The organism is Anaerotignum sp. (assembly GCF_031981185.1).
Lineage (GTDB): Bacteria > Bacillota > Clostridia > Lachnospirales > Anaerotignaceae > Chakrabartyella.
This window is the reverse complement of record NZ_DALYUL010000006.1, coordinates 13,343-35,024: the sequence shown is the minus strand read 5'-3', so window position 1 is coordinate 35,024 and position 21,682 is coordinate 13,343. Positions and strand designations below refer to the sequence as shown.

30 protein-coding genes and 1 tRNA gene are annotated in these 21,682 nt (G+C 40.3%); 1 reads left to right on the top strand and 30 read right to left on the bottom strand.

Translation table 11 applies throughout. The features are described 5' to 3' along the window. Positions 1 to 406 precede the first annotated feature (406 nt). A tRNA-Pro gene (locus tag RTK36_RS04685) sits at positions 407 to 480 on the top strand. A 310-nt stretch (positions 481 to 790) separates the two neighbouring features. Here the strand turns inward: RTK36_RS04685 and RTK36_RS04680 are convergent. The 30 genes from RTK36_RS04680 to RTK36_RS04535 form a co-directional block, all read right to left on the bottom strand. Continuing rightward, positions 791 to 1,945 carry a helix-turn-helix domain-containing protein gene (locus tag RTK36_RS04680; protein WP_312044827.1) on the bottom strand — a complete coding sequence of 385 codons (1,155 nt, stop codon included), beginning with the start codon at positions 1,943 to 1,945 and terminating at the stop codon, positions 791 to 793. A gap of 13 nt (positions 1,946 to 1,958) precedes the next feature. Beyond that, entirely contained in the window at positions 1,959 to 2,606 is a 648-nt protein-coding gene (locus RTK36_RS04675; RefSeq protein WP_312044825.1) for a hypothetical protein, read from the bottom strand. A 198-nt stretch (positions 2,607 to 2,804) separates the two neighbouring features. After that, positions 2,805 to 3,422 (bottom strand): hypothetical protein, encoded by a 618-nt coding sequence (locus tag RTK36_RS04670; protein ID WP_312044823.1) that lies wholly within the window; start codon positions 3,420 to 3,422, stop codon positions 2,805 to 2,807. Beyond that, positions 3,419 to 3,772 carry a hypothetical protein gene (locus tag RTK36_RS04665; RefSeq protein ID WP_312044822.1) on the bottom strand — a complete coding sequence of 118 codons (354 nt, stop codon included), beginning with the start codon at positions 3,770 to 3,772 and terminating at the stop codon, positions 3,419 to 3,421. Before RTK36_RS04665 ends, RTK36_RS04670 begins: the two co-directional genes overlap by 4 nt. Then, the gene (locus RTK36_RS04660; protein WP_066048785.1) at positions 3,756 to 4,046 is read right to left on the bottom strand and encodes a hypothetical protein; all 291 of its coding nucleotides are present in this window, start codon (positions 4,044 to 4,046) and stop codon (positions 3,756 to 3,758) included. Before RTK36_RS04660 ends, RTK36_RS04665 begins: the two co-directional genes overlap by 17 nt. Then, positions 4,043 to 4,387, bottom strand: a complete 345-nt coding sequence (locus RTK36_RS04655; protein WP_312044820.1) for a hypothetical protein — start codon at positions 4,385 to 4,387, stop codon at positions 4,043 to 4,045. Before RTK36_RS04655 ends, RTK36_RS04660 begins: the two co-directional genes overlap by 4 nt. Continuing rightward, entirely contained in the window at positions 4,384 to 4,542 is a 159-nt protein-coding gene (locus RTK36_RS04650) for a hypothetical protein (protein WP_312044818.1), read from the bottom strand. The genes RTK36_RS04655 and RTK36_RS04650 overlap by 4 nt, the downstream gene beginning before the upstream one ends. After that, positions 4,535 to 4,879, bottom strand: a complete 345-nt coding sequence (locus RTK36_RS04645; RefSeq protein WP_312044816.1) for a hypothetical protein — start codon at positions 4,877 to 4,879, stop codon at positions 4,535 to 4,537. The genes RTK36_RS04650 and RTK36_RS04645 overlap by 8 nt, the downstream gene beginning before the upstream one ends. After that, positions 4,876 to 5,625, bottom strand: coding sequence for a glycine-rich domain-containing protein (locus tag RTK36_RS04640; protein WP_312044814.1), 750 nt, complete (start codon positions 5,623 to 5,625; stop codon positions 4,876 to 4,878). The genes RTK36_RS04645 and RTK36_RS04640 overlap by 4 nt, the downstream gene beginning before the upstream one ends. Continuing rightward, the gene (locus RTK36_RS04635) at positions 5,625 to 5,969 is read right to left on the bottom strand and encodes a hypothetical protein (protein WP_312044813.1); all 345 of its coding nucleotides are present in this window, start codon (positions 5,967 to 5,969) and stop codon (positions 5,625 to 5,627) included. The genes RTK36_RS04640 and RTK36_RS04635 overlap by 1 nt, the downstream gene beginning before the upstream one ends. Then, entirely contained in the window at positions 5,966 to 6,379 is a 414-nt protein-coding gene (locus RTK36_RS04630) for a hypothetical protein (RefSeq protein ID WP_312044811.1), read from the bottom strand. The genes RTK36_RS04635 and RTK36_RS04630 overlap by 4 nt, the downstream gene beginning before the upstream one ends. Next, positions 6,372 to 8,045: a hypothetical protein gene (locus RTK36_RS04625; protein ID WP_312044809.1), complete on the bottom strand. Its 1,674-nt coding sequence runs from the start codon at positions 8,043 to 8,045 to the stop codon at positions 6,372 to 6,374. The genes RTK36_RS04630 and RTK36_RS04625 overlap by 8 nt, the downstream gene beginning before the upstream one ends. Positions 8,046 to 8,049: 4 nt before the next feature. After that, the gene (locus RTK36_RS04620) at positions 8,050 to 8,430 is read right to left on the bottom strand and encodes a hypothetical protein (RefSeq protein ID WP_312044807.1); all 381 of its coding nucleotides are present in this window, start codon (positions 8,428 to 8,430) and stop codon (positions 8,050 to 8,052) included. Beyond that, positions 8,431 to 10,653, bottom strand: a complete 2,223-nt coding sequence (locus tag RTK36_RS04615; protein WP_312044805.1) for a hypothetical protein — start codon at positions 10,651 to 10,653, stop codon at positions 8,431 to 8,433. A 62-nt stretch (positions 10,654 to 10,715) separates the two neighbouring features. Then, on the bottom strand, positions 10,716 to 11,108 hold the full coding sequence (locus tag RTK36_RS04610) for a hypothetical protein (protein ID WP_066048022.1): 393 nt from the start codon (positions 11,106 to 11,108) through the stop codon (positions 10,716 to 10,718). Positions 11,109 to 11,165: 57 nt separating this feature from the next. Next, entirely contained in the window at positions 11,166 to 11,732 is a 567-nt protein-coding gene (locus tag RTK36_RS04605) for a Gp15 family bacteriophage protein (protein ID WP_066048020.1), read from the bottom strand. Continuing rightward, a complete protein-coding gene (locus RTK36_RS04600; RefSeq protein ID WP_066048018.1) occupies positions 11,732 to 12,139 on the bottom strand; it encodes a DUF6673 family protein in 408 nt (135 codons plus the stop codon). The genes RTK36_RS04605 and RTK36_RS04600 overlap by 1 nt, the downstream gene beginning before the upstream one ends. 75 nt (positions 12,140 to 12,214) lie before the next feature. Beyond that, positions 12,215 to 12,697, bottom strand: coding sequence for a phage tail tube protein (locus tag RTK36_RS04595; RefSeq protein WP_066048015.1), 483 nt, complete (start codon positions 12,695 to 12,697; stop codon positions 12,215 to 12,217). Positions 12,698 to 12,704: 7 nt separating this feature from the next. Continuing rightward, positions 12,705 to 13,112, bottom strand: a complete 408-nt coding sequence (locus RTK36_RS04590; protein ID WP_066048013.1) for a hypothetical protein — start codon at positions 13,110 to 13,112, stop codon at positions 12,705 to 12,707. Further along, positions 13,112 to 13,540, bottom strand: a complete 429-nt coding sequence (locus RTK36_RS04585; protein WP_066048011.1) for a minor capsid protein — start codon at positions 13,538 to 13,540, stop codon at positions 13,112 to 13,114. Before RTK36_RS04585 ends, RTK36_RS04590 begins: the two co-directional genes overlap by 1 nt. Positions 13,541 to 13,542: 2 nt before the next feature. Next, positions 13,543 to 13,866, bottom strand: coding sequence for a DUF6751 family protein (locus tag RTK36_RS04580; protein ID WP_066048010.1), 324 nt, complete (start codon positions 13,864 to 13,866; stop codon positions 13,543 to 13,545). Positions 13,867 to 13,870: 4 nt separating this feature from the next. Then, complete coding sequence (locus RTK36_RS04575) at positions 13,871 to 14,215, bottom strand: hypothetical protein (RefSeq protein ID WP_066048008.1); 345 nt, start codon at positions 14,213 to 14,215, stop codon at positions 13,871 to 13,873. Between the two features lie 13 nt (positions 14,216 to 14,228). Continuing rightward, the gene (locus tag RTK36_RS04570) at positions 14,229 to 15,413 is read right to left on the bottom strand and encodes a phage major capsid protein (protein WP_312044803.1); all 1,185 of its coding nucleotides are present in this window, start codon (positions 15,411 to 15,413) and stop codon (positions 14,229 to 14,231) included. An 8-nt stretch (positions 15,414 to 15,421) separates the two neighbouring features. Then, on the bottom strand, positions 15,422 to 15,937 hold the full coding sequence (locus RTK36_RS04565; RefSeq protein ID WP_312044801.1) for a phage scaffolding protein: 516 nt from the start codon (positions 15,935 to 15,937) through the stop codon (positions 15,422 to 15,424). Between the two features lie 236 nt (positions 15,938 to 16,173). After that, complete coding sequence (locus RTK36_RS04560) at positions 16,174 to 16,452, bottom strand: hypothetical protein (RefSeq protein ID WP_312044799.1); 279 nt, start codon at positions 16,450 to 16,452, stop codon at positions 16,174 to 16,176. Between the two features lie 2 nt (positions 16,453 to 16,454). Next, positions 16,455 to 17,993 (bottom strand): phage minor capsid protein, encoded by a 1,539-nt coding sequence (locus tag RTK36_RS04555; protein ID WP_312044797.1) that lies wholly within the window; start codon positions 17,991 to 17,993, stop codon positions 16,455 to 16,457. Beyond that, complete coding sequence (locus RTK36_RS04550) at positions 17,993 to 19,360, bottom strand: phage portal protein (protein WP_312044795.1); 1,368 nt, start codon at positions 19,358 to 19,360, stop codon at positions 17,993 to 17,995. Before RTK36_RS04550 ends, RTK36_RS04555 begins: the two co-directional genes overlap by 1 nt. A gap of 12 nt (positions 19,361 to 19,372) precedes the next feature. Beyond that, positions 19,373 to 20,587, bottom strand: coding sequence for a PBSX family phage terminase large subunit (locus tag RTK36_RS04545; RefSeq protein ID WP_312044793.1), 1,215 nt, complete (start codon positions 20,585 to 20,587; stop codon positions 19,373 to 19,375). Beyond that, positions 20,574 to 21,029, bottom strand: coding sequence for a terminase small subunit (locus tag RTK36_RS04540; protein WP_312044791.1), 456 nt, complete (start codon positions 21,027 to 21,029; stop codon positions 20,574 to 20,576). Before RTK36_RS04540 ends, RTK36_RS04545 begins: the two co-directional genes overlap by 14 nt. 54 nt (positions 21,030 to 21,083) lie before the next feature. Then, positions 21,084 to 21,674, bottom strand: a complete 591-nt coding sequence (locus tag RTK36_RS04535; protein ID WP_312044789.1) for a hypothetical protein — start codon at positions 21,672 to 21,674, stop codon at positions 21,084 to 21,086. Between the last annotated feature and the right edge of the window lie 8 nt (positions 21,675 to 21,682).

Here is a 21,682-nt window from a genome sequence, read left to right as displayed (position 1 = left end):
TACTTCAATTTATCCTCATAAATATACCATAATTAGAATGCATTTCCATTCTAAAAATCTGCAATTAATTCATTTTTCAGCATACTCCATACACAGTTAAAAAGGAATTAAAATATTCTTTGCGGTATTAAGATTGTATAAAGACACTTCTATTCTCTCCATTATGTTTAAATAATATAAATCTTATATAGATTTCTAAATCTTTTACTTTTCACATGGCTCTTTTCTATGCTTCAAAAGTTTTACTTTTCAATTTTCAAAGCACTGTTGGCTCTCAAAAGCGTTAATATTTACCATATTAATGTAGACATTCAAATGAAAATAATTAGCCAAATTTATTGCCCCAACAAAATAAAAAAAGTGTTGACATTTGGTTTTTCCTGTTGTAATATATAGAAGTCGTCGGCGAGGCGTGGCTCAGCTTGGTAGAGCGCTACATTAGGGATGTAGAGGTCGCAAGTTCAAATCTTGTCGCCTCGATGACTTATAAAAGGTGTTGAAAACGTTGATTTTACAGGGTTTTCGGCACTTTTTTGTTTTTGTTTTGAAGTGAATTAATATTATAGTTTAGCATGCTTTTTTGTCTTTTTACATCATTTTGCAAGTCAAATGCAAGTCAGAATGCAAGTCAGAATAATTTCATTTTTGGGCAATAAATTATAAATATAAGCCCCTTTCGGGGCCTACGGTCTAATGTGGTCAATTAGCATGATTATATAAAAAGAGCCAGACTTCAATCTGGCTCTTTTTGTCTATGGCAATAAAAAACCCTTCGCGCGAGAAGGATTTATCAACTAAATGACTTCGGTTTCAAAGAAATTACATTTCCAGTATTTATAGCAGAAAAATCAAGTGTCCCTTTGTCTAAAAAACAGTATTCTTCAATTTCATCTCCATAGCATCCTATTTCTTCAACAATTTGAAATGGTGTCAAAATATTTTCACTTAATAATAAATTTATCGCCTGTTTATGTGCGAATGGTTTCTCAACAGGAATTTCATTGTCTAACGGCTCTTTTTTCCAATACAAACGCTTGGTCATTTGATCTTTTAAATATTTTATTTGATTATCAGACAGAGTACCTAAAGAATCACATCTATAAATCATACTCCCAATTGAAGACTTCCATTTATTTTTTAACTGTATAAAATGATCAATAGAAGATGAAAAAACATCTTTTTCAAAAGTTTTTTTAGGTAAAAGTAGTGCTGCAGCAAATCTATTAGCCTCATCCTCCATCTTTGCACTAATTGCAGAAGATTCGAAATCCTCATTGGTATAGAAATCAGCATGCATCAACATATGTCCTAATTCGTGAGCAATATCGAATCTGACTCTAGCATTCGTATTTTTATCGCCATTAAGGAATATATACGGCTTATTTCCATACCAAACAGAAAAGGCATCAATTTTTTGAAGTCTCAAACGAATTTTTGAAACAAAAATACCATTTTTTTGAACCTCTGCTGTTAGGTTATTTATAGGTCCATCGCCTAAGTTCCACGCCTCTCTAAGTGTCATCGCATACCCTTCGATTGTATCATTATCTATAGGATCTATTCCATTATCATCATAGCAAATTTTGGGCAGGTTTAGCACAGGGAAATTTATATATTGTTCAAGATAATGAGTAATCTCGTGGAATACCTCCATTTTTTCCTTTGCGGCATTTTTACTTTTTACCCTTGCTGTTTTATTGCTTCTAAAAAAAACAATACTATTTGCATTTTCTGTGGCTAGGACTGGCTTATAAAAAAAACTGTTTGGATACTTTAATATCCTGGAAATATTATTTAGAACAAACATACTGGGTATAGTCTTTCCTGTTTCGTATTGCGAAACGGCCTGCTTGCTAACTTCAATTAATTCTGCCAACTCGGCTATTGACATATTACGAGAAACTCTCGCCTGGCGTATTCTATATGGTATTAGTCTTTTTTCCATTTTCATCAAACCCCTATTTGTTTATTGTCTCCTCTAAATGAGTCTTTAAAGATGCAATTTGTGGCTCATATTCTTCTTTATTTTGAGACAAATCTATAAATTCAGGTATCTTTAAATCAATAATTGGCATAATTAAGCCCCGATATTGGCTATCAGGTATCAGCAAATCCAAATGGGTTATTCCTGTAACAGTATTATATCCATAGGCAATAACAGCGTATTTTTTATGATCCTCTGTAATTGTGTTTTTTTCTGAAAAAAAATTAAATTCTAATTGTATATTTGAAGATGAATTTTTTTTAGCAAGTTCAGTTTTATAATTAGCCTTCGGTAATAATATACCTCGACGTCCAGTCTTACCAATATTAATGATGAAATCATTTGTTTCTAAAAATAAAGTTGGATTTTGGAATTTATTTGTTTCTTTGGTAATAGCTGAATATCTTGAATCAGGTTTAAATGCACTTAAATAAAATTGCTGTTGAATAGCATGAGCTCTCAAATAACATAGTAAAGGCAAGTTTTTGGGGCCTCTTAAATATTTATCTTCTTGTTCTTTAATAAACATACTGTATGCTGCTAAAGCAATTTTAAGATTTTTAGTAATTTCAATCTTAAATTTATTATCAAAATTATTTATACACAATTCATCCAAAACCATTGTTACACCCCATTTACATTTTTTATATAAATTATTTTATACTTTATATCTTAAAATGTCAAGTATTTCATATTATATTAAAAAATATAACCATTCAGGCGTTTGCTTCTGCAGTTTTAATTCTAGACGATCACCTATTCACACCTCTGTATTATTTCCAAATTAAAAAGAGGTGGCTTTTACGCCACCCCAAAGTCATTACTTATCCAATGTCGGAACACTGCCCTTATTTCCAACTTTCAAACCCAGCAATTTTGCAACATCCCTTGTCTTAATAAACGTTATTCCATCCTTACGAATCATATCCACTTCGCATTCCTTGCCATTTACAATAATCTTTTCTCGTTTTACCACTTCATCATCCCTTTCTACATAATTAATATAATCCATCAATAACCAATGGGTGAAGTCATTCTTGCTTAGCGGTACCTCCCGTACCCCATGCGCCGAACCATCTGCAGCTATGTAATATGGCACACCATTTTTCATACCTGTATAAATACCCACATGCCCTTTCATCCAAACCAAAGCACCTACAGGAGCCTGTTTAATTGTACTTATAAGCTCCTTTTTGATTGCCCTATCAAATAGTTGAGCGGATCCTAACACAACCCCTGTAGCCCAAGAAATCAGCCCGGAGCAGTCCACACAAACTTTACCCACCTTCTTTTCATCAGAATCCCAAACACACTTTTTCCCGTATTGACCCTGCAGATAGTTGAAGTTGGCCTGTGTCATTACTGAGCCCTTCATACCGTATACATATGGCGTCCCTAACTTGGAACGTGCAAAATCTACTAACTCTTGTCCTGTCATGCCACATCCCCCTTTACCACTTCACGAATCGCCTTATTCTGAGTCAGCATGATACGCATTTCCTCTAGTGCTGCATCTACCCAACCCGAGAAAACGGTAAATGAAATCATTCTGGCCACCGCCGGAAAACGTGTAATAAATAAATCATAAACATACCTTAATTTAAGTTGCCCTGTACCGTTGCCAAGGGCTTTTTCTGCTTCGATACAGGCGTATAACAGCCATTCTTTGATTGTTTCTATCTGCTTCGCTGAGGGAAGTCCATAGAAACGATAGGTGGCTACAGAACCCACCGCAGAAACCGCCAATACTGCAATTAAAACAAACCAATTCTCAACCAGCCACATCATTATAATTCTCCTCTCTGGATACAACGGAATCATAAACAACCCCGCCTGCTGTATTCTCTCTCATACTTTTCATGGTATAGCCTGTCTTGCTCACGCCCCATGCCGCCCATGGAAGCGATACCATTGCGGTGAGCCAAGGGAAAGCTGAATCTGCGCCACGGAATACGCTATAGTAGGCAAGTCCGATCACCCCAAGTGTATTCACCCACAATAGAGCCATTTCCATCAGCATAATTCTTTTAGAAAACTCACCTTTTACATTTCTTCGTCTCAAGGCAATCGCCCCCCAGAAAGGAAATACCCGACCACCGCACCCACTACAACAGTAATCACCCGCTCCACGATACTTTCCCAGCGTTTCGCTGGTTTTTCGGCCAGGGTTTTCACATCCGCTTTGATCTCCCCAACATCTTTTTTGATATAGCTTTGCTCCGTCTCCATCTTAGTGAACGCACTAGTGAGCTGCTCTAAATTGTCCTGTCGTTCCTCCATTTTATCTAATCGATGCTTATTGCTTTTGCTTCGCTGGTCAACCTCGACTAACTTTTCTGAAATTTCATCCTGATTCATATTTCGCCCCCTTTGCAATAAAAAAAGACCTTTCGGTCTTATCACTTATCTACCCGATATCCGTTCAGATCATAACCCCTTGTATCCAATAGGGTTTCTACTTCCGTCCTCCACGCGGATGGTACTGGTTTCACCTCTGTGTTTGTTACATCGCATGTCCTTTTTTGGTTTATCACCAACATAAAATAAGTTTCAGCCATTGGCGTTACCTCCCATCAATAAAATAGCTTCATAAACCTCTGCTGTTGCCTCGGCAGAAGCAAGCGCACTTGCGCTCATTTCTTCATATATTGTTGCCTGTGTTTCCATAATTACAAGTTCCCCTGCAGTAGGCTTGTAGGGTTTCGCAAGCTCAGGCTTCGGGATTTCGGGCTCGCGGAACTCGCCGTCAATGTAGAGCATACCAATATAGATAGAATCGTCACACTCCACTGCTGTTACTTCTTCGCCGTCAGGACTAGGAGGCCACTGTGGTATAACAGCACGATTTGATATAACATCAATAACTGTTCTTTCTAAAACCATTGCATATCTCATAATGATGCAAGCCCCCATTCAATTTTTACGTAACCATTACCGCCTGCACCGCCCGCACCTGCACTATTGGAGGCGTAGCCTGCACCGCCGCCACCACCCCCGCCGCTTGTGCCGACGCTACCATTACCAGCACTACTGCTATAGCCGTTGCCGCCTTTTCCACCGCTATTGATAGAACCGCCACCGCCTCCGCCTCCGTAAAATTGACCCGTAGAGGTTCCTGCGCTTCCGCCGGAACCGATAATACCCGGATTTCCATTAGATGGATTTTCGCTTGCACCACCCCCATTACCGCCGCCGCTTCCCCCAGCGGCACCACCAGATACTGACGTTAAGGAACCTGTGTTCCCCGACCCACCTTTGCCTCCAGCTAGAGTTACATAACCGGCTATAACTGTAGCACCGCCTGCGATGCCCCCTTGTTTCATTGCTCCTCCTGCTCCGCCGCTGCCTACAAGTACAGATACGGTTCTGCTTTTAAGAATGTACTTCTGCGAAACTATAGCCGCCGCTCCGCCACCGCCACCGCCACCTACACTGTACGCACCGCCACCACCCCCTCCTCCGCCTCCACATGCTGTTACTTTAATGCAAGATACGAAGGGCGGTATTTCGAGCGTGTACTCTCCGGGCGTGGTGTACTCAACACTGGCACCCCACAGGTTATTTACCACTGTATCCAAAGGTATCATATCTGGCCCTATAGTACTATTCAGAGCTTTCTTGCCAAATCCCCATAATCCCATTAACTAATCACCTCGCTTATACTTCCGTCTGTGTTAAATTTTGTTGTTTTCGTTATAATTTGGCATGTATTCGAAGTGAATCTCTCAACCACATCACCGTTGACAGGAAAGAATGTGACAAGTGTTCCTGTTCCGTATATCTCAGAAACACTTCCATCAGCGTCAAAAGAAGTATTAGAAGCCTCCATGCCCTGCAATGCCATGAATACCTCTCTGTTTAATGCCGTTCCTGCTACGGTGGCATTATCTTCTCTTTCAATGGTGGCATAGCTTATACCTCCACTTTCATTTGTAATCTTATACCGATTTGGATTCATCGGAACCCTATCTATAAAATTCTTCAAAGTACATCACCTCCGCAATCCAACGTGCCGCAATACTTGTATGCCGCTAACATTTTCCTCCTCATTCCCTCTACATCAAGCAAAATCTGTTCAATATTATTTGCTTCCACATAACTAATCCATTTCATAGAGGCTGGTGTTTGTGCCTCTGAGGGATAAAACCTATTTTGCAGCAGCTGAATATTATATAAGAATCTTTGCATTTCATTTTCCGTTGGGAAGTCCGTTTTAGACCAATTGGTTTTTGTGATTGCTCCCACAGGATACCCAGCTTCACATAAAGTAGCATTCAACTCTTTTATAGCCTGCTCAACGCGATTTACATCGCTATCATTGTAAAACGCTTTCGACGCACCCTGAGCAACATCAAGGCTAGAACGATCTCGAATCAATGTATTAAAATCAAACACCCACAACCACCGCCTTTGTGACATAACCACCAGTCAAATCAATATCCAACTTTTCTACCACAGCACCACGGTACACACCATATTCCGTTTCAATATCCGCTAAGTCCCCCACACTTTCCCTATCTAGGATAAAAGAAAGAGACTGCTCAATTCGATATTGGTAAATATCGAGCAACCTCTGGGTAATTTCATTACTATTTATAGAATGTATTAGTCTGCAATCCACTTTTTCAATGAGTTCCTTTTCTCCCGCAGGAATATTAGGAAGTCTTTTTTGTATGGTCTTTTGGCTGTCATCGTACTTCTTTCCTGAAACTGTACATTCTCCCGCCGCAGTGCTATTTACAATACAATAATTTACGCCAAATTGTGCAATTGTTCCACGACTGACCGAAATATTTGAAGCAGGCTCACTAAATGTGATTGTATTACTACCCACTTCCAGATTCACTTTGCAAATTTCCTCTAACGTTGATTTCAAAGTAAAATTATGCTCCACAACATCAACACCAGTTACTAAGTTTCTTAACTTTACTTTCGTACCTATGTGCTTTCGGTTCATCCCAATTTGTGAAGTGGGTACGCTGGCTATATCGGGTATTTCCTTAATATTTACCGTTCCACCCCGAGTAGTTGATACAAACCCGCCAATGGAGAAAACCAGCATTTGTAAAGCTTCACGGTGAGAGCAGATAGGTATATGACCCGTTACTGTCTTATTTCGCAAGGCGTTATCCAGCGCATAACCAAACCCAGCACCCTCCATGATTTCCTCAACCACATCAGCTGCAATCGCATTTTTATACAACGCTCCCATAAAGGTTGTTCCATCCATAATACCGATTGGGTCTACTGCAGAAATGGATAAAATCTTATTTGTCTGGCTTTCCATTTCATCCACAAAAAATGTACCCATATGCATCTTCTCTTCATTTTTCGTTCCGGAAACAATTAACTGCTGTTTCCTCTGCAACAATGTGTAGACCCCGGAAGGATTAAAAATATTGAAAGCATCATCCCTGCTGAACATGCTGAAATCCAAGGTGTTTACTGATAAGGTAAGCCCTGTCAAATCGATTTCCTCTAATACCTTGGCGGTTTTTAATTCCGTACTGCCAAACTCCTTAATTACACCGTGCATGATATTCTGCACCTTTAAAAATCGGTATGGTTTGCTCATACTCCGAAAGGAAATGATAATTTTATTGTAATTCTCGACCTTTTGCATGCAGGCATAGCGCCAACTATCCGGTGCAAAATCCAAGTTATATAAAAGTGTTGTCCCTTGATACCACTTAATGTTTAGGTCATTGCAAAAGCTGTTATCATATGGATTAAACTCAAAGGTAAGGCCTAAGCTTTCATGCAGATTCTGAAAAGAAAGGGTTAATACAATAGGCGCATCAAAACGCCCATCCCCTCCCGCCATAGAAGAGGACCATATGCCCCAGGAAATATCCTGCGGATTATCGGGGAAGGTGTTAAACGTGCCGTCAAGCTTCCAGTAATCCTGTTCTAATGTAGCTGCTTTGGGCGGGTACACCCCCTCAAGCTTGAGGTCGTTTAAGTTGATAAATGGCTGCTTATCTACTGCAGAGGCTGTAGTATCCATTTTTGCAGTTACATCCACCAAACCAAATGAAATATCAACGCTTGTTTTTGCCATGAAATCACTTCCTTGCCGGCTCTTTGGCGATTAACTTAATGCTTAACCCACCCCAATAGTTTTTGTTATTGTGCACCCGCCTAAGTGCATCACCAGCCGTGGTAATATACCCACGGAAAGAAAAAGTACCGGTTGTCCCTGGTACAACAAAATCATGAAACTCAACTGGCTCTGTTACCTTATTCCATAACTTTTCATATTCTGCTATATTTAAGGCTAAGTTTGGGAAGGTCAAAGTGTAGTTAAAATACACACCAATGATTTCACGCTCTAAATCTCCTCCCTCAGTTCGGGTGGCATATTTATCAAGAACAGGGGCTTCCCGCTTGATTTCAACCACAGGAATATTAAATGTAACACCATCTATAGAAAACAAAGCTGCCAACTATAAAACACCTCCCACACGCAAAGATACACCTACACGGCTTTCCTCTTTCTTAATGATTGGTAGAAAGGTTCTACCTATTTCCCTTTTATCCAGCTCCAAAATCACTGTTGTACCACTACCACCATCCGTTGCCCCCAAACCAGCCAATTCTTCTCTCATGATCTGACGAATCAAACCTTCGGGCGCTTCCAGGTTTCGACCGCTTTTCTGGTCACCCAGGACAGCAAGGAATTCTTGATTAGGTGGAATTACTGCCCCCGTGGCAAGCATTGGTACCGCCATAGCAGCACCCGCAGCCAATGGTGCAGCCAGTGTGCCACCCGATAAAACCAACCCCGCTCCTACAGCAACGGCCGCTCCTATTACCAGTGTAGGTACTAACCAGCTCTTGTTCTCTTGCCACTTTGTACTGATACTTTCACCAATACCACTCATTAATTCTTTAAAGTTTTCCCAAATAGTTCTAAAGCCGCTTAACATATTGTTTGCCATTCCACTCGCTGCATCCCAAGAAGCTTTAAGCATTCCCTCTCCCCATTTGACAAAATTTTGAGACATTGAATTTATCCATGCTGCTGAGTTAATACTGGTTGTTTCAAGTGCAGCGTTCCAGTTATCAATAGCATTTCTTGCCGTATCATATACTGCTGTAGATATGTTCTGTTTCCATCGCTGGAAGCCAGTTGAAGTTTCTGAAATCCACGCATTTGCATTTGCGATCATTGCATCTTTAGTTAAACCAAAATTTATTCTTGCATTTGCAAAAGCCATAGCTGCATTACTAATCGCAGTATCGAATACAATCTGAGAGTTTCCTAAAGCGTATTCCAGCGCATACTGCAGTTGAAAAGCGAACTCTGTTAATTCTCCATAAACCAAACCCAATTCTTGTTGTAAAGTTGGTACCAATCCCCATTCTGGTTCATAAATAGGCAACGGTAGCGGAGGGAACTCTGGCACAGGTATTCCCGGTGGAACCAGACCCCACTCAGGTCTATAAACAGGAACTGGTAATTTTGGAATTACTGGCTGAGCTATTACAGGTTGTATTACGAAATCTTCAACGTCATTTTTTAGTCCCACCAACAACTTTTTTATATCGTCCGTAAAATCCTTAACTCTGCTTTTCGTATTTTCAAGAGTTCCTTTATCAAAAGCAAATTCTGGAATATCAAAATTTCCGATACCGCTCAAACCGCCACCTAAATTATTTTGCAGCACGTCTAAATCATCAAAGTTGGCCAGTGCATTTTTTGCAGCAGCACTCGCACTTTTAATTCCGTCCGCTAAACCCTCTTGCCCCTCTGCAGCATCTAAAGACGTTTCTGCTAAATTCCCTACTGCCCCTGATATATCCTCAGTAGAATCATTAATTGATTCTCCAGCCAACATATGATAGACAGCTGCAACTACCTTTGCAATACCTACTAATGCCTTTACTACCTCGTTTAAGAACTGAACTACAGGGATAAGAACTTTAATAAGACCACTGCCAAGGATACCTAAAAACTCCTTCCAGTTTTCGCTTAAAATACGAGTCTGATTTGCCCAACTATCACTTGTTCTTAAAAAGTCTCCTTGAGCTAACGATGTTTGCTGCATAACATATGCATATCTAAGTTGTATCATCTCCGCTTGGCTCATTGTAGCAATTTTCTTTTTAATACCTTGGGTATATGCAAATTGCTGTAGATTTGACTGCGTCATAACGACACCGATTTGCTTTAGACTTTCCGTTTCACCCGTCCAAATCGATTTCATCATTGTATCCACTTCTTCAAAAGATTTATTGTAAAAGGACGCAACGTCGCCAATTCGTTCTGTGGCACCAATAGCCATATCTGCTGCTCTTTTCATAGCAATTCCAGAACCTCTTCCCATTGCCATATATGTAGAAGCGAATTGTTTTGCTGCCAATTGACTCATACCTAAGCTCTCAATGGCATTCTCTGCGAATTCATTACATCGATCTGACATACTACCAAATGCTGTATTAACGACATTCTGTACTTCTTGTAAATCTGATGCTAAAGAAATAGCTTGTCTCCCAACTTCAACTATCTTCTTCACAGTAAAGGCCGCTGCAAATACCGTACCAAGTGCTCCCGCTGCAATCTTTAGCTTGGATAATTTACTAGGAATTAGTGATATCTCCTTGTTAAAATTTGATGTTTCAAGTCTGGTATCAATTCTTATATAACCATCATAACTAGTCGTCATAAATACACCCCCTTTCTGTTTTTTACATAAAAAAAGCACTCACTATTGAGTGCTAAAATTAATTAATTTATACATATTAATCCGTATAATAAAAATGCAATAAACAAAATTGCTAGAGATAATAACGCATGTATTAAGTAAAGCCTATTTCTTCTTTTCTTAAAAAAGCACAGTATCATATTTATTAAATTACCAAAAAAACAAACACTAGCGGCAATCATAGCAGAAAGGAATAAACTTGCTAAATTTGTACCTCCTGCAATAAAGCATAAGCTAAAAATTACAATAGACATTGTTATTACTATTGTCGCTGCAGTACTAAAATACTTAGCATGACGTTTATATGGTACTCCACACTCAGAGCAAAACTTTCCAGTACCCATCTTGCCACAAGCAACACATTTTTTTTCGATCTGATCATAAGGATATAAATCCGGTGAACCAAATAGGCCCATAATAATTGCCCCTTTCGGAAAACTCTAATAATATCATACTGCAATTTCCAATATTTTTCAATATCTTCCGTAAAGGCGATTCATAAACTCATTTCTGGAATTAACATCTTCATTACTTTCTTTAATGTCTAACAAAAACAGCTTTCTATTTTTTCTCCAAATCTCATTTTCCTCTTTTGTTAATTTTCCTGCGGCATATCGCATTCGATAATAAATAATTTTACTCATGACACAGTCATCAGGCATCTCCATAAATGCAGAAACAAATTCCCACCAATGAACGGCCTCTCCCAGCGATAGTCTTCCTTGTAAAACTTGATCCACTGCAGAAAAAATATATTTATCGTCCTGACAAAAAGAATATACTTTCATACCTGAGCCTTGCATTTCTTCCACTCCGCAGTTAAGGAACAAAAGAACTTTCTGAATAGCCATCTCAATGTTAGCCGGGACTTGCCGATACATAATTTGCAACAAAATAGATTGTTTCTCAAAATTAGTTAAATCATCATCATCTAAAGCTAATAAAACTTTAATACAATCTCTATAATTTGTTGTAATTTCAAACAACTCTTCACCTACTTTAACCTTCGTAGGGTATCCAGAAGTTAGATAGTTACTCATTAAAGCACCCCGTTCGTGTTTTGCAAATACGGCCTAACTTTATTTTCACGTGCCTTTTTCACATACGGAACTATCCCAACCAAAAACTGCTCAAACATATCCAAACGTAAAGAGTCCTCAAAAACTGCTTGGCTTGTTCCATTACCAAATACATAATCAATTTGATTCTTTATATCCTCGCACATTGTTTTGTAAAGCTTTAAACCATCCTTATCTTTCATATCACTGCTTTTATCTATTTCTTCCGCTTTTTGAACATACTCCATTTGCTTTCCTTCAATGAAATCCACAAGCTCATAATACCGGCTAACAAAGCCAACATCATCTGGAGCAAATGTAATTACTCGATCAGGATCATCATTTATCATTAGACGAATTTTACCATCGTTATACTTAATACTTTCCATACCTTACCCCCTTATTTGCATATAAAGAAATCAGGGCACCTTTACACAATTGATGCCCTGAAAACAAACACAGCCTCACGCATCCTCAGTAAATGCTTTTGTACTTGGATTAAACGTACCAGGTACGGGATCACCCACAAAATTAATGGTAAAATTAATGACGTTCGAACCGCCACCCTCTCCGCCAAAATCGTCAATCTGAATGGAGCAGGTATTCTTTTCAGCTGGATAAGCCCCACCCGTTGCGGTTTCGTACAAATAAACAAGGCACACCTCGCTTCTTGCTTCATCCAATACAGCTCTTTTCTTCCTTAAGCCATCTACAAAGTCGAATACAGGATCACCTTGAACCGCAGTCATAGGAACGCTGGATGTTGGTTTGTAGCTTTCCACGTCTGTGGTACCGCTATCCTGATGGATATATGTTTCATCACTGGTCTGGGGGTTATAGCTTACCGTCATACCGGTAACACCTTCCCCAACCAAAGACCATGAGCCCCCTGAGCCACTGCCCGTTTTTAAAAACGTAGCAAATTTACTCCTTTTAATTTTTCCCATATATGAATCACCCTTTCTGTAATTTTAATTGTATTTGAATTTGATACGTCCCCTTGCCATCTTCCCCAACATCGAAAAGAAGTACATTTGTGGCGCTCATTTCTTCTACTTGATAACCTTTAATAACAGGGAATACCTCATTTTCATTGTTATCTTCTATCCACTCAAAAAAGTCATCAAGGAATTCATAATTATCCTGCCGATCCGCTTCACTTCCAACGTATTCCTTTGCATAAAACACGTAATTGTTTATGTAGGTGCGCTTACCCAAAATATCGGTAATAGTTTTGCTGTTTCCCGATGGTGCCAAGGCATAGCTTTTTACCTCAGTATCCGTCCCGTCGGTCATGATAGGCTGCAACTCCATCCCTTCAAATTGTTCCAAATATTCCTGTACTGATTTTAAGATGCTCATTAAGAATTACCTCCTGCCCTTCTTCTTGCGCCAATGATGATACTTTCTTTATGGTCAGCCTTCATCCGTTCAAACCAAAGCTTTCCTCGTTTCGGTGCCCCTTTATATGTAATCGGAATGTCTGTGAGCTGCTTTGGAGCTCTGCCAGCCATTACATATCCATAATACTGATACTTTGCATAGGGGGCATTATAGACCACAAGCCCGCTGCCAATTACTGTTCCAAGCTGGCCGCTCAATTTCAGCATGCCGCTTTGAAATGGAACATATGGATCAGACAGCCTTAAAACTTCGTCGTCAACATATATTTGGGCGGCGTTATATCTACCGTTCCATTTAGGCTGAAACTCTGGATTCCATATGAGCTGAGCCTTACCTCTGGAAGTTTGAATGATTCTGCCTCTGGGCGTTTCAATGTACTTCCCCATGACTATCTCCCCCCTACCTCATAGTGTTTCAGTCCACCAAAGTCAAATCTATCAACTGTTGTGATTGTTCGCACATCCCCCAGAGGATACAGCTCTGACGGCTTTGATTGCACTTGATAATCAACAATGCCTTTCAGTACCATATCCTTTTTTAAAGGTTCAAAATTGCAGGAATGAGGAATAAACAGCCTTAAAGAATTTGCATCCTTAAGGCCGCTTTTTATAGTATTAAACGCCTCTGAATCCTGCCAGAGTACGCCATAGACATAATATCTTTTCCATATGCCATTTTCATTTCTATAAACTGTGATAGTATGTGGAAACATAAAATCACCTCATTCCTTGATACAGCAGTCCTGTGTGGAGCAAATACTGCTTTGCAATATTATACTTTTGGATATTTAGGTCTTTTTTCGAGGTGTAGCTTACGGACCATGCTCCAACACTTTCACTATTTTTACCCTGGCAACTTTCCTCTGATACGATAATCTCAGCAATAGCGCAACAGGCCCTTTTTAATTCATTCCCACTGTCACGAAAAGACTTAGCGTTCCGCATTGTAATTGAATCAAGATATTCACTTGCTCTTTCTGCCAAGCGGTCAAACTCTTCAATCGAAGGAATTAACCTACCGAAAAACTCTTGGGTATAATACTCATAAGAGGCGTAAGCCATTGCTTACACCCCCTTAGTCATTTGCAATAAGCGTAATCTCTTTGGAAACTGCTGCACCGGAAACAACAACCGTTTCTGTTACAGTGGAGAAACCTTTTTTCTTAATCTTGGCGGTATATGTACCAGCTCTCAGATTAAATACTGCAATACCACTTGCATTGGTCTTAAGTCTTGCACCGTTCATTTCAACAACGACCCCACCGATTGCTTTTGGCATTTCTGCATTATCTGTCACAGTAAAAGTAACCGCCCGTGTTGTAACCGCTGTTGCTGGTTCTAAGTAAGCAAAAGGACAACCCACTCTATCCTCGTCAATCCTTGTTGCAGGGTTTGGTAAAGCCCAGCCCATTCTAAATACAACTCTGAGGGCAATCATATCCTGCTGTGCAAGGTTGTACACAATTTCCTTTGTGGTAGGATTCTGAATCACACCCTGATCCAAAATTTTCACCGTAATATCCTGTCTAATTGCATAAACAGCACGTTTAAAATCACCGACAATCATTTGGCATACACTGTTGTCAAAGGAACCATTGTCAGGAAAATACATAGGCGCACCATCCAGGGCATACTGTGTGGATCCCTGCATATCCGTCTTGAAAATAGGCTGTCCGTATTCTGTTTTCAAGCCTCTTAGTTTGGCTCTCATTCCCATTCCGGAAATAACGCCTGTTGCCATATAGCCGTCCTCTTCCACCTTGGAGATAACCCCGTTCTCGCCCATGATTAAATCATAGTAATCAGGATTAGAACCAACAGAAACATTGTTCCCCGCCTGTCTTGCCCTTGAGATAATGTCTAAGTCCCAATCACTAGGGCGATTGATACCGAAGATAACTGCACTGTCTACTCTCTGGCCAATTGCTTCAACAACCCTTGGCTGTACTTCCCCAAGAATATCAAAGGATGCATCATCAATAACAGCCTCAGGAATGGGTACAATTACCGCAAGCTCTGCCGCAGTGAGATACACATTGTCCCATGCTTGTTCACTGGTCTGCTTAAAGCCCATATCACCGTTAACCCAGTACGCCATAGGCAGCATATCCAGTACCGGCATTCTGGTCTGTTTGCTGGTCATATTGGGAAGCTTTCTCGCCATCCCCATAAATACAGAGGACTTTGGCGTGTCCTGCTGAATGGTATTAATCAATTGCTCCTGAATTAAGGCTTCCGCCTGTTCTCTTGAAATTGGCATAAATTATTTCACTCTCCTTTTCCAAATGCAGCTCTTAAGGCTGCGTTCGCTTCTTCTTTTTTGTCATTACCACCGTCTGTGCCTGACTGTTTGATACCTGTTTTAAAAGCAGGCTTTACATCATCCTCAAACAGAAAGCCTTTTGTTTCTTTTACGCTCTTTAGCTGCTCCTCGAATCCTAAAAGCTTATCCCCGTCCAGTTTGATTAACTCCAGGTTTAAGAATGGTTTTACAGCTTTTGCATCCCTAACCTTGGCACCTACCAAAGCGGCTTCCAGCGCAGAATTGAGTTTTAGCGCGTTGATGTCATCGTTATATTTCTTTTCCCAAGTGGCAGCATCACCCTTAAGCTTTTCAATATCAACCCCATCGAACTTGGCCACAGTGTTTTTCAGGGTTGTAATTGTTGTGTTTGCAGTAGTGAGCTCGTCTTGTACTGCTTTGATGTCTTTCCCATTTTCGGCCATGATACTATCTACATTTTCCTTTGACAGCCCCATGCCCTCTAAAAAATCACGTTTCATATTTACTCCTTTCTAGGCTACGCTTTTCTACGAGGTCGCGTGTCTCGTGCCTCGCCTGTATGTCGCTCAGGCAAGCGAATTCTCTGCATCAAAAAAGAGCCTGTTTAACGTCTGTACTCAAAGACGAGATAAAAGGGATCACCTCCACGCTACAAGCCCATTGGTAACTTCTTCATTTTGGTACCACCCCCTAATTCATTATATGAAAAAACCACTCAAACGTTTGTCCGAGTGGTTTAATGTAACAGCTTTTCCAAAAAATCTATCACATCACTATTTTTACTTTTAATTTCACAGCCATCATTCAGATCTATAGAAACAAAGAAATCTCCTTTTTCGCAATGTCCATCTACAATATCACAATAAGGCAACGACCTTACTTTTTCCAAAGTGATTCCTTGATGATCTCCTAAGCTTTTTAAAATAATATGAAATAGAACCCGTTCATCTTCTCTGTTGAAGTTACAAGGTCCTAGTATAAACAGTTCACCTTGAATATCTCTATAGGTTTTCATAATCAAACACCCGCCTTTTCATCAAAGTCCTTATTTGTGGTTTGACTGCTTCTCAAAATGTCCTGATAAGCTTCTTCATCAGATAACCCATACTTCTTTTTCTTATGTGCAACCAATTGTTCAAACGTTCTGCTTGGAAATTTCTCCTGAAGCTCTTTCCTTGCAACCTCATCACGCATTAATTGTCTGGCCTGCTCACGATATTGAATTCTTAAACTACAAGCTTTACGTGCACGTTCTTCCAAAGGCAACTGCTGGTCAATAGAACTCAAAATGCTTTCATCATGGTGTTTATACCACTTTCGAACCGCTCTATTGCTAAGCTTTCCCTTGTACCTATCCATTTGCGAAAAATCAAGGGTTTTAAGATATTCTTCAGCATCTTTATTTAATCTTATTATACTATCTTTTCCTGACTTTACAACACCATTCGTGTAAATTTGTTCCCTGTTATACTGTCGTTTTAGTCCCGTCTGGTCAATGAAATCTCTTTGAGCCGCCTGCCACTTAGATATTTTTGCACTTGCCTCCTCAGTGGGAAATCCAGCGGCTTCCATGGCTTTTTTCTCACGCTTCCAACGCCGTATATTTCGTTCAATGCTTCGTTGTTGCAGTGAAGCTTCATACTCCGTCATTTTCAGGCCATTATATTCCACGTTCTTTGAATTATATCCCTTTAATTCATTATTGGTGTATGCTTGTGGCGATCCTTCGAAGTACGGATAAAAACTATGTCGGCAGTTCCACCCTCCAAGACCTGCGCCTGTTCCATAACCCGTGGAGCTTTTAAAATCAGGATACTTTTCACTCTTGCCACTTAAGCTGAATACTTTCCCCTGCCACTCAGCATGAGAAGGTCTGGCACCGGCATGGGCGGTAGTCTCCACAAGATCACTGCCCATTTGCTCCGCCCTTGCCTCTTGCAGTTTTAACGTTGTCTGGTTCACTCCTGTAACAACTGCACGTCTTACTGCGGTTTCCAAGCTGTCCGTCTTTCCTGTGGGATATGTAATGGCTCCAACACCATGACGAGCCAAGTCCTTTATTGCATTTCTAACACTGGTTTCCTTGTCGAATGCACCGCTTATAATCTGCATATACGCCCGATCCAAGGCATTTTCTAATTGCTTTGTCGCAGTACTGGCGGTTGTATTGGTCAAATTCTCAAACAGTCCGTTTGTTTTTCTAATCCCCGTGTTGATTACATCCAGCAAAGCAGGGGAAGCGGAGATAGGAGGCACATTAAGCCCTTCGGCTTTATAAATTCTATCATCAAACTTTAGTTCTTTCATGCCCGCTTCTTCCATTAGGGCTTTTATTTCTTCCTGGGTCATGCTCGTTCTGCTGGCTAAAGCTTTTATGATCCAGTCCTCAAAATTACCCAATTCAATCAGCTTATCTCGCTGCCATTGTGCAGCAGGTATATAATAATTATAAGTGCTTAAGCGCCTTGCCATATCAGCAAGAATATCCTGCTCCAACTGACTGTACAGCTCAATCAGATTTTCGGGAAGCTGTTCAATATACTTTGGTTTCAGCATTATTCATCACCAAACCCCATCAGCATGTTGTTGCTCTGTGAATCTGTAACATTTGCCTTTGCCTCTTCCTCCGTCTCACCAAAGAACCGTACTCGATATTCCCACCTTTGCCGAATCCCATCCCTTATTTCCTGTAGAAACTGCTGTTTCTCTGCCGCCGTATCCTCAATAATGCTATCGTCAAAGTTAATTGTTACCTGTATTTCATTCCGATACCCCAGCATGGTTGCAATGGCCTTCACTAAATGAATCAAAGCCCCTTCAAGAATAAGCTCATGCTTCCTGAGATTTTGATATAACTCAGACTTTTCGCTAACCACTTCCGTTGCCGTCTTCAATCCGCTATTCTCAAATTTATATCGGTCTTCGCCTAGTCCGCACTTATCAGATAATAAGCTCAATGCTCTGCTGATTGCCTTTTCGTGCGCATCAGCTCTGATTTCCATGTTGATTTCCTGTATCTTTTGATTCTCTTCTCCCTCGATACCCAGTGAATAAAACTCTGTGTCATTATCATCGAAGAGAGGGCTCACAGTGCCGCTGTCCTCAATCATCATTCTAGCCATGGTATTGGGTACAATAATGCGCTTTTTGCCTAAGCGGAATTCATTTAAGTAACTGTCATACACCAGATCCACGCCCTCAAGCTGATCTATTGCATTGGCGTAAACCGAAACCCCCATAGGACAATCCAAATCCACATTGTTCACAATGTTCGGAGTAATCACCTGAAACCATGGCACACTGCTCCCTGTGTTGTATTCCTCCACTAATCCTTCGGGGAGCTCCACGGCAGTTAAATTATTCCCATTTCTCTCAAACATGCGATTCCTGATTACATAAAATCCATTTTCCTGTCTTTCGTGAATGTTGAGATATACCAGTTTCTTTTTGCCGTTGACACGCTCACTGGCAAAAGCACAGCTTAATATCTCGCCGTTGTCCCATTGTAGAGGGTAAATCATGCTTGCACGAATATAATCAATGCAAATCTTTTCACCGTCCAGATATTCCACAAACGCCCCTGTACCTAGGGCATAGGCTATTTCAAGAAGCTGATTTCCTTTTATACGAAAGTTGTTGTCTTCCAGTACACCATGAACAGCATTGTTGATACTCTCATCATCGATTACAATACTAACTTTTTCGTTTAACTCAAGGTTCGCCCAGTCCTCGCATACCTTCTTGGCCATACCCAAGGTTTTTCTGGTTCTGTTTATTTTCTTCATGCCGTTGTACTGCCTGTAGTTATGAAACTGTACAACCTTGCCCTTGTACCAGCTAAGCCATAAAGCAATCTTTGCATAATAGCTACTGTCAACTGAGTCATACCCTTCTCTGCTCAAATATTGTAGAATTGCTTGCACTAAATCACCCCCTTATATACTCATAATTGCTTTCATATACGGCTCCGTGCTGTACTCCTGTGCGTCAAGGCTGTCAATATTAGTTGTGCCATCATCCAGCCTTTTGTCCTTCGTAATATATTTACTGTCCCACAAAGCAGTCCGAAAGGCCTCTATGGTGTGGATACAGTTCTTTGAAATCTTGTAACGGTCTGAAGACATGAGCCTGCAATAAAACCTGACTCTGTCGTTTACTTCTTTTTTCATTGCAGACTTTATTGAGATTGCTATTCCTTTCTTGGCACAGGCATTTCTGAGCCCCTGAATTAACGTTGTTTCGGCGCTGTCGCAGTAAGCTTCTGCAACCTTGTACTTTGATTTGCACATTTCCACAAAATCAACAAAGTCCTGCTCAAGTTGAGTAGGACTGATAATTTCTTTTCTGTAGTATTCTTCTAATGTCACAACCTCTTTCATGGATTGTGTAAAGCCGGTGCAACTAAAAGCATGGGCGGATCCATTCCCACCGAAGTCAACGCCGATTGTTGCAAATGCAACCTTTGGATTTTCTTTTAGGATGTACCTTTCTGTATCATCGGCAAATAAACGATAAATAATGCCCTCTGCTGCAACCCACAGGCCAAGTATGTATCTATCGTAAAAAATGGTACCCTTATGCTCCTTTTTAAGGTTCTCCACAAACTCTTTTGCATTAAAAGGGTTATCATCAATTGTGTACTGCTGCAGGTATAAATCCGCATCACTTTGCAGGAACTTGTGAAACCAGTGATTAGGCCCCTCCGGGTTGCATGTACCGTCAAACTTGCTATAGCTTTTATCCAGACGTGACTTAAGCATATTGAAAACATCCGGATGCCAAGTCACTACCTCATCACCGTAGCAGTATTTAATACTAGAGCCTCGTATGCGGTTTACCTGATTAATTTTATCAGCGCCTAGGCAGTAACACTTTTCCCCAAACAGCATCGCCGTATTGTCAGAACGAATATCAGAAACAAGCTGCATTCCCCAAATGTTCTGAAGGGGTTCAATGATATTGCGCTGCAGTGTACCCTTTGTGTTTCCCAGGATAACCACAAGCCCGTCCTTGCCAGCCACAGCCCGAATGCGTTTGGGTATGACATAATAATCCATGTAAGTCTTTCCCGAACGTGTAGCCCCTGATTTAACATTCCAGCGGGAATTAGCATTGTTCCAAAATTCCTTTTGTTTGCTACTTAGCTGCATGATTAATCCCCTCCAGAATAACATCTAACTTTTCGTAAATCTCCTTGTCCGAATCTTCTTTCGGTTTATCTGACCAGCCTTTAAAATTATTAATCAGGCTAAATTTTGCACCCTGCACACCGTCTTTGTCAAATAGCCGACGCTCGGCATATTCTTCAATGTAAGACTTCGCACGTGTAATCGTGTCCATAAATTCTTTTTTACCTTGGTAATTTAACAGTGACATTCGGCTATTAAAGCCAAGCGCCAAAGCCAAACCTGTTACAGTTGGAGGCTTAGGTTGTTTTTTGTAAATAATAAAGCCCTTATCCGTTTGCAATGGCTTCCCTTCTTCATCAAGCCAAGGAATTCCCTCGCATTCTTCAAAATAGGTTTCAATCAATCCCTCAATTTCTTCTTTGCATTTGTATTTCGGCGGTCGTCCGCCCTTGCCTTTTGGCATTTTACCGCCCCTTTCGTTGCAATAAAAAAGCACTCATATGAGTGCTAATTAATGTTATTCAACAGTCCTTGCTTCATAAAACACTAAATATTCACTTCCAATTGGGGTCTTATTAATGCCGCTATTTTGCGCAAAACTCCATTCAAGCAAAACACTTTTCCCCTCTGTCAGATCATCCCTAAAAAGTTTTCGTATCTCACCCACATAAATTAACAGGTTATTTATTTCTTCTTTAGTTAGAAATTCGGCATCACCTTTCCGAAATTCACCATCATTATTAATTTGAATAGTAACATCAATTTTATGGTACGTCACTAAATTCCATAAATCGTCTTTCACAGCCTCAATAACCACCGAGTTTGAAAAAATATTCAGGTTTCCACTCTTTTTAGCAATAAAGAAAGGGTAGCAAATTACCATTCCATTATCACCCAACTTATTTACTAAGCTATCAGCAAAAGCTTTTGCCTCAGCAGAAGATACCCCCACCAACCTCGGAAGATTCAAATCATCACCTTGGTAGACAGCACTACGTATCGTCCATAACTGACTGTCATCAAGAATCGTATTTTCTGTATATTCTTTCCATGGAATTGACGGAAGATTCATGCTGTTTAATTCATAAAACCCCATTAATTTATTCATAGTTTTAC

Excerpts from the sequence above, each read along its gene's own strand:
- RTK36_RS04680 (WP_312044827.1), bottom strand. The coding sequence starts at position 1,945 with ATGGAAAAAAGACTAATACCATATAGAATACGCCAGGCGAGAGTTTCT.
- RTK36_RS04675 (WP_312044825.1), bottom strand. The coding sequence starts at position 2,606 with ATGGTTTTGGATGAATTGTGTATAAATAATTTTGATAATAAATTTAAG.
- RTK36_RS04670 (WP_312044823.1), bottom strand. The coding sequence starts at position 3,422 with ATGACAGGACAAGAGTTAGTAGATTTTGCACGTTCCAAGTTAGGGACG.
- RTK36_RS04665 (WP_312044822.1), bottom strand. The coding sequence starts at position 3,772 with ATGATGTGGCTGGTTGAGAATTGGTTTGTTTTAATTGCAGTATTGGCG.
- RTK36_RS04650 (WP_312044818.1), bottom strand. The coding sequence starts at position 4,542 with ATGGCTGAAACTTATTTTATGTTGGTGATAAACCAAAAAAGGACATGC.
- RTK36_RS04645 (WP_312044816.1), bottom strand. The coding sequence starts at position 4,879 with ATGAGATATGCAATGGTTTTAGAAAGAACAGTTATTGATGTTATATCA.
- RTK36_RS04640 (WP_312044814.1), bottom strand. The coding sequence starts at position 5,625 with ATGGGATTATGGGGATTTGGCAAGAAAGCTCTGAATAGTACTATAGGG.
- RTK36_RS04625 (WP_312044809.1), bottom strand. The coding sequence starts at position 8,045 with ATGGCAAAAACAAGCGTTGATATTTCATTTGGTTTGGTGGATGTAACT.
- RTK36_RS04615 (WP_312044805.1), bottom strand. The coding sequence starts at position 10,653 with ATGACGACTAGTTATGATGGTTATATAAGAATTGATACCAGACTTGAA.
- RTK36_RS04610 (WP_066048022.1), bottom strand. The coding sequence starts at position 11,108 with ATGGGCCTATTTGGTTCACCGGATTTATATCCTTATGATCAGATCGAA.
- RTK36_RS04605 (WP_066048020.1), bottom strand. The coding sequence starts at position 11,732 with ATGAGTAACTATCTAACTTCTGGATACCCTACGAAGGTTAAAGTAGGT.
- RTK36_RS04600 (WP_066048018.1), bottom strand. The coding sequence starts at position 12,139 with ATGGAAAGTATTAAGTATAACGATGGTAAAATTCGTCTAATGATAAAT.
- RTK36_RS04595 (WP_066048015.1), bottom strand. The coding sequence starts at position 12,697 with ATGGGAAAAATTAAAAGGAGTAAATTTGCTACGTTTTTAAAAACGGGC.
- RTK36_RS04590 (WP_066048013.1), bottom strand. The coding sequence starts at position 13,112 with ATGAGCATCTTAAAATCAGTACAGGAATATTTGGAACAATTTGAAGGG.
- RTK36_RS04585 (WP_066048011.1), bottom strand. The coding sequence starts at position 13,540 with ATGGGGAAGTACATTGAAACGCCCAGAGGCAGAATCATTCAAACTTCC.
- RTK36_RS04580 (WP_066048010.1), bottom strand. The coding sequence starts at position 13,866 with ATGTTTCCACATACTATCACAGTTTATAGAAATGAAAATGGCATATGG.
- RTK36_RS04575 (WP_066048008.1), bottom strand. The coding sequence starts at position 14,215 with ATGGCTTACGCCTCTTATGAGTATTATACCCAAGAGTTTTTCGGTAGG.
- RTK36_RS04570 (WP_312044803.1), bottom strand. The coding sequence starts at position 15,413 with ATGCCAATTTCAAGAGAACAGGCGGAAGCCTTAATTCAGGAGCAATTG.
- RTK36_RS04565 (WP_312044801.1), bottom strand. The coding sequence starts at position 15,937 with ATGAAACGTGATTTTTTAGAGGGCATGGGGCTGTCAAAGGAAAATGTA.
- RTK36_RS04560 (WP_312044799.1), bottom strand. The coding sequence starts at position 16,452 with ATGAAAACCTATAGAGATATTCAAGGTGAACTGTTTATACTAGGACCT.
- RTK36_RS04555 (WP_312044797.1), bottom strand. The coding sequence starts at position 17,993 with ATGCTGAAACCAAAGTATATTGAACAGCTTCCCGAAAATCTGATTGAG.
- RTK36_RS04545 (WP_312044793.1), bottom strand. The coding sequence starts at position 20,587 with ATGCAGCTAAGTAGCAAACAAAAGGAATTTTGGAACAATGCTAATTCC.
- RTK36_RS04540 (WP_312044791.1), bottom strand. The coding sequence starts at position 21,029 with ATGCCAAAAGGCAAGGGCGGACGACCGCCGAAATACAAATGCAAAGAA.
- RTK36_RS04535 (WP_312044789.1), bottom strand. The coding sequence starts at position 21,674 with ATGAATAAATTAATGGGGTTTTATGAATTAAACAGCATGAATCTTCCG.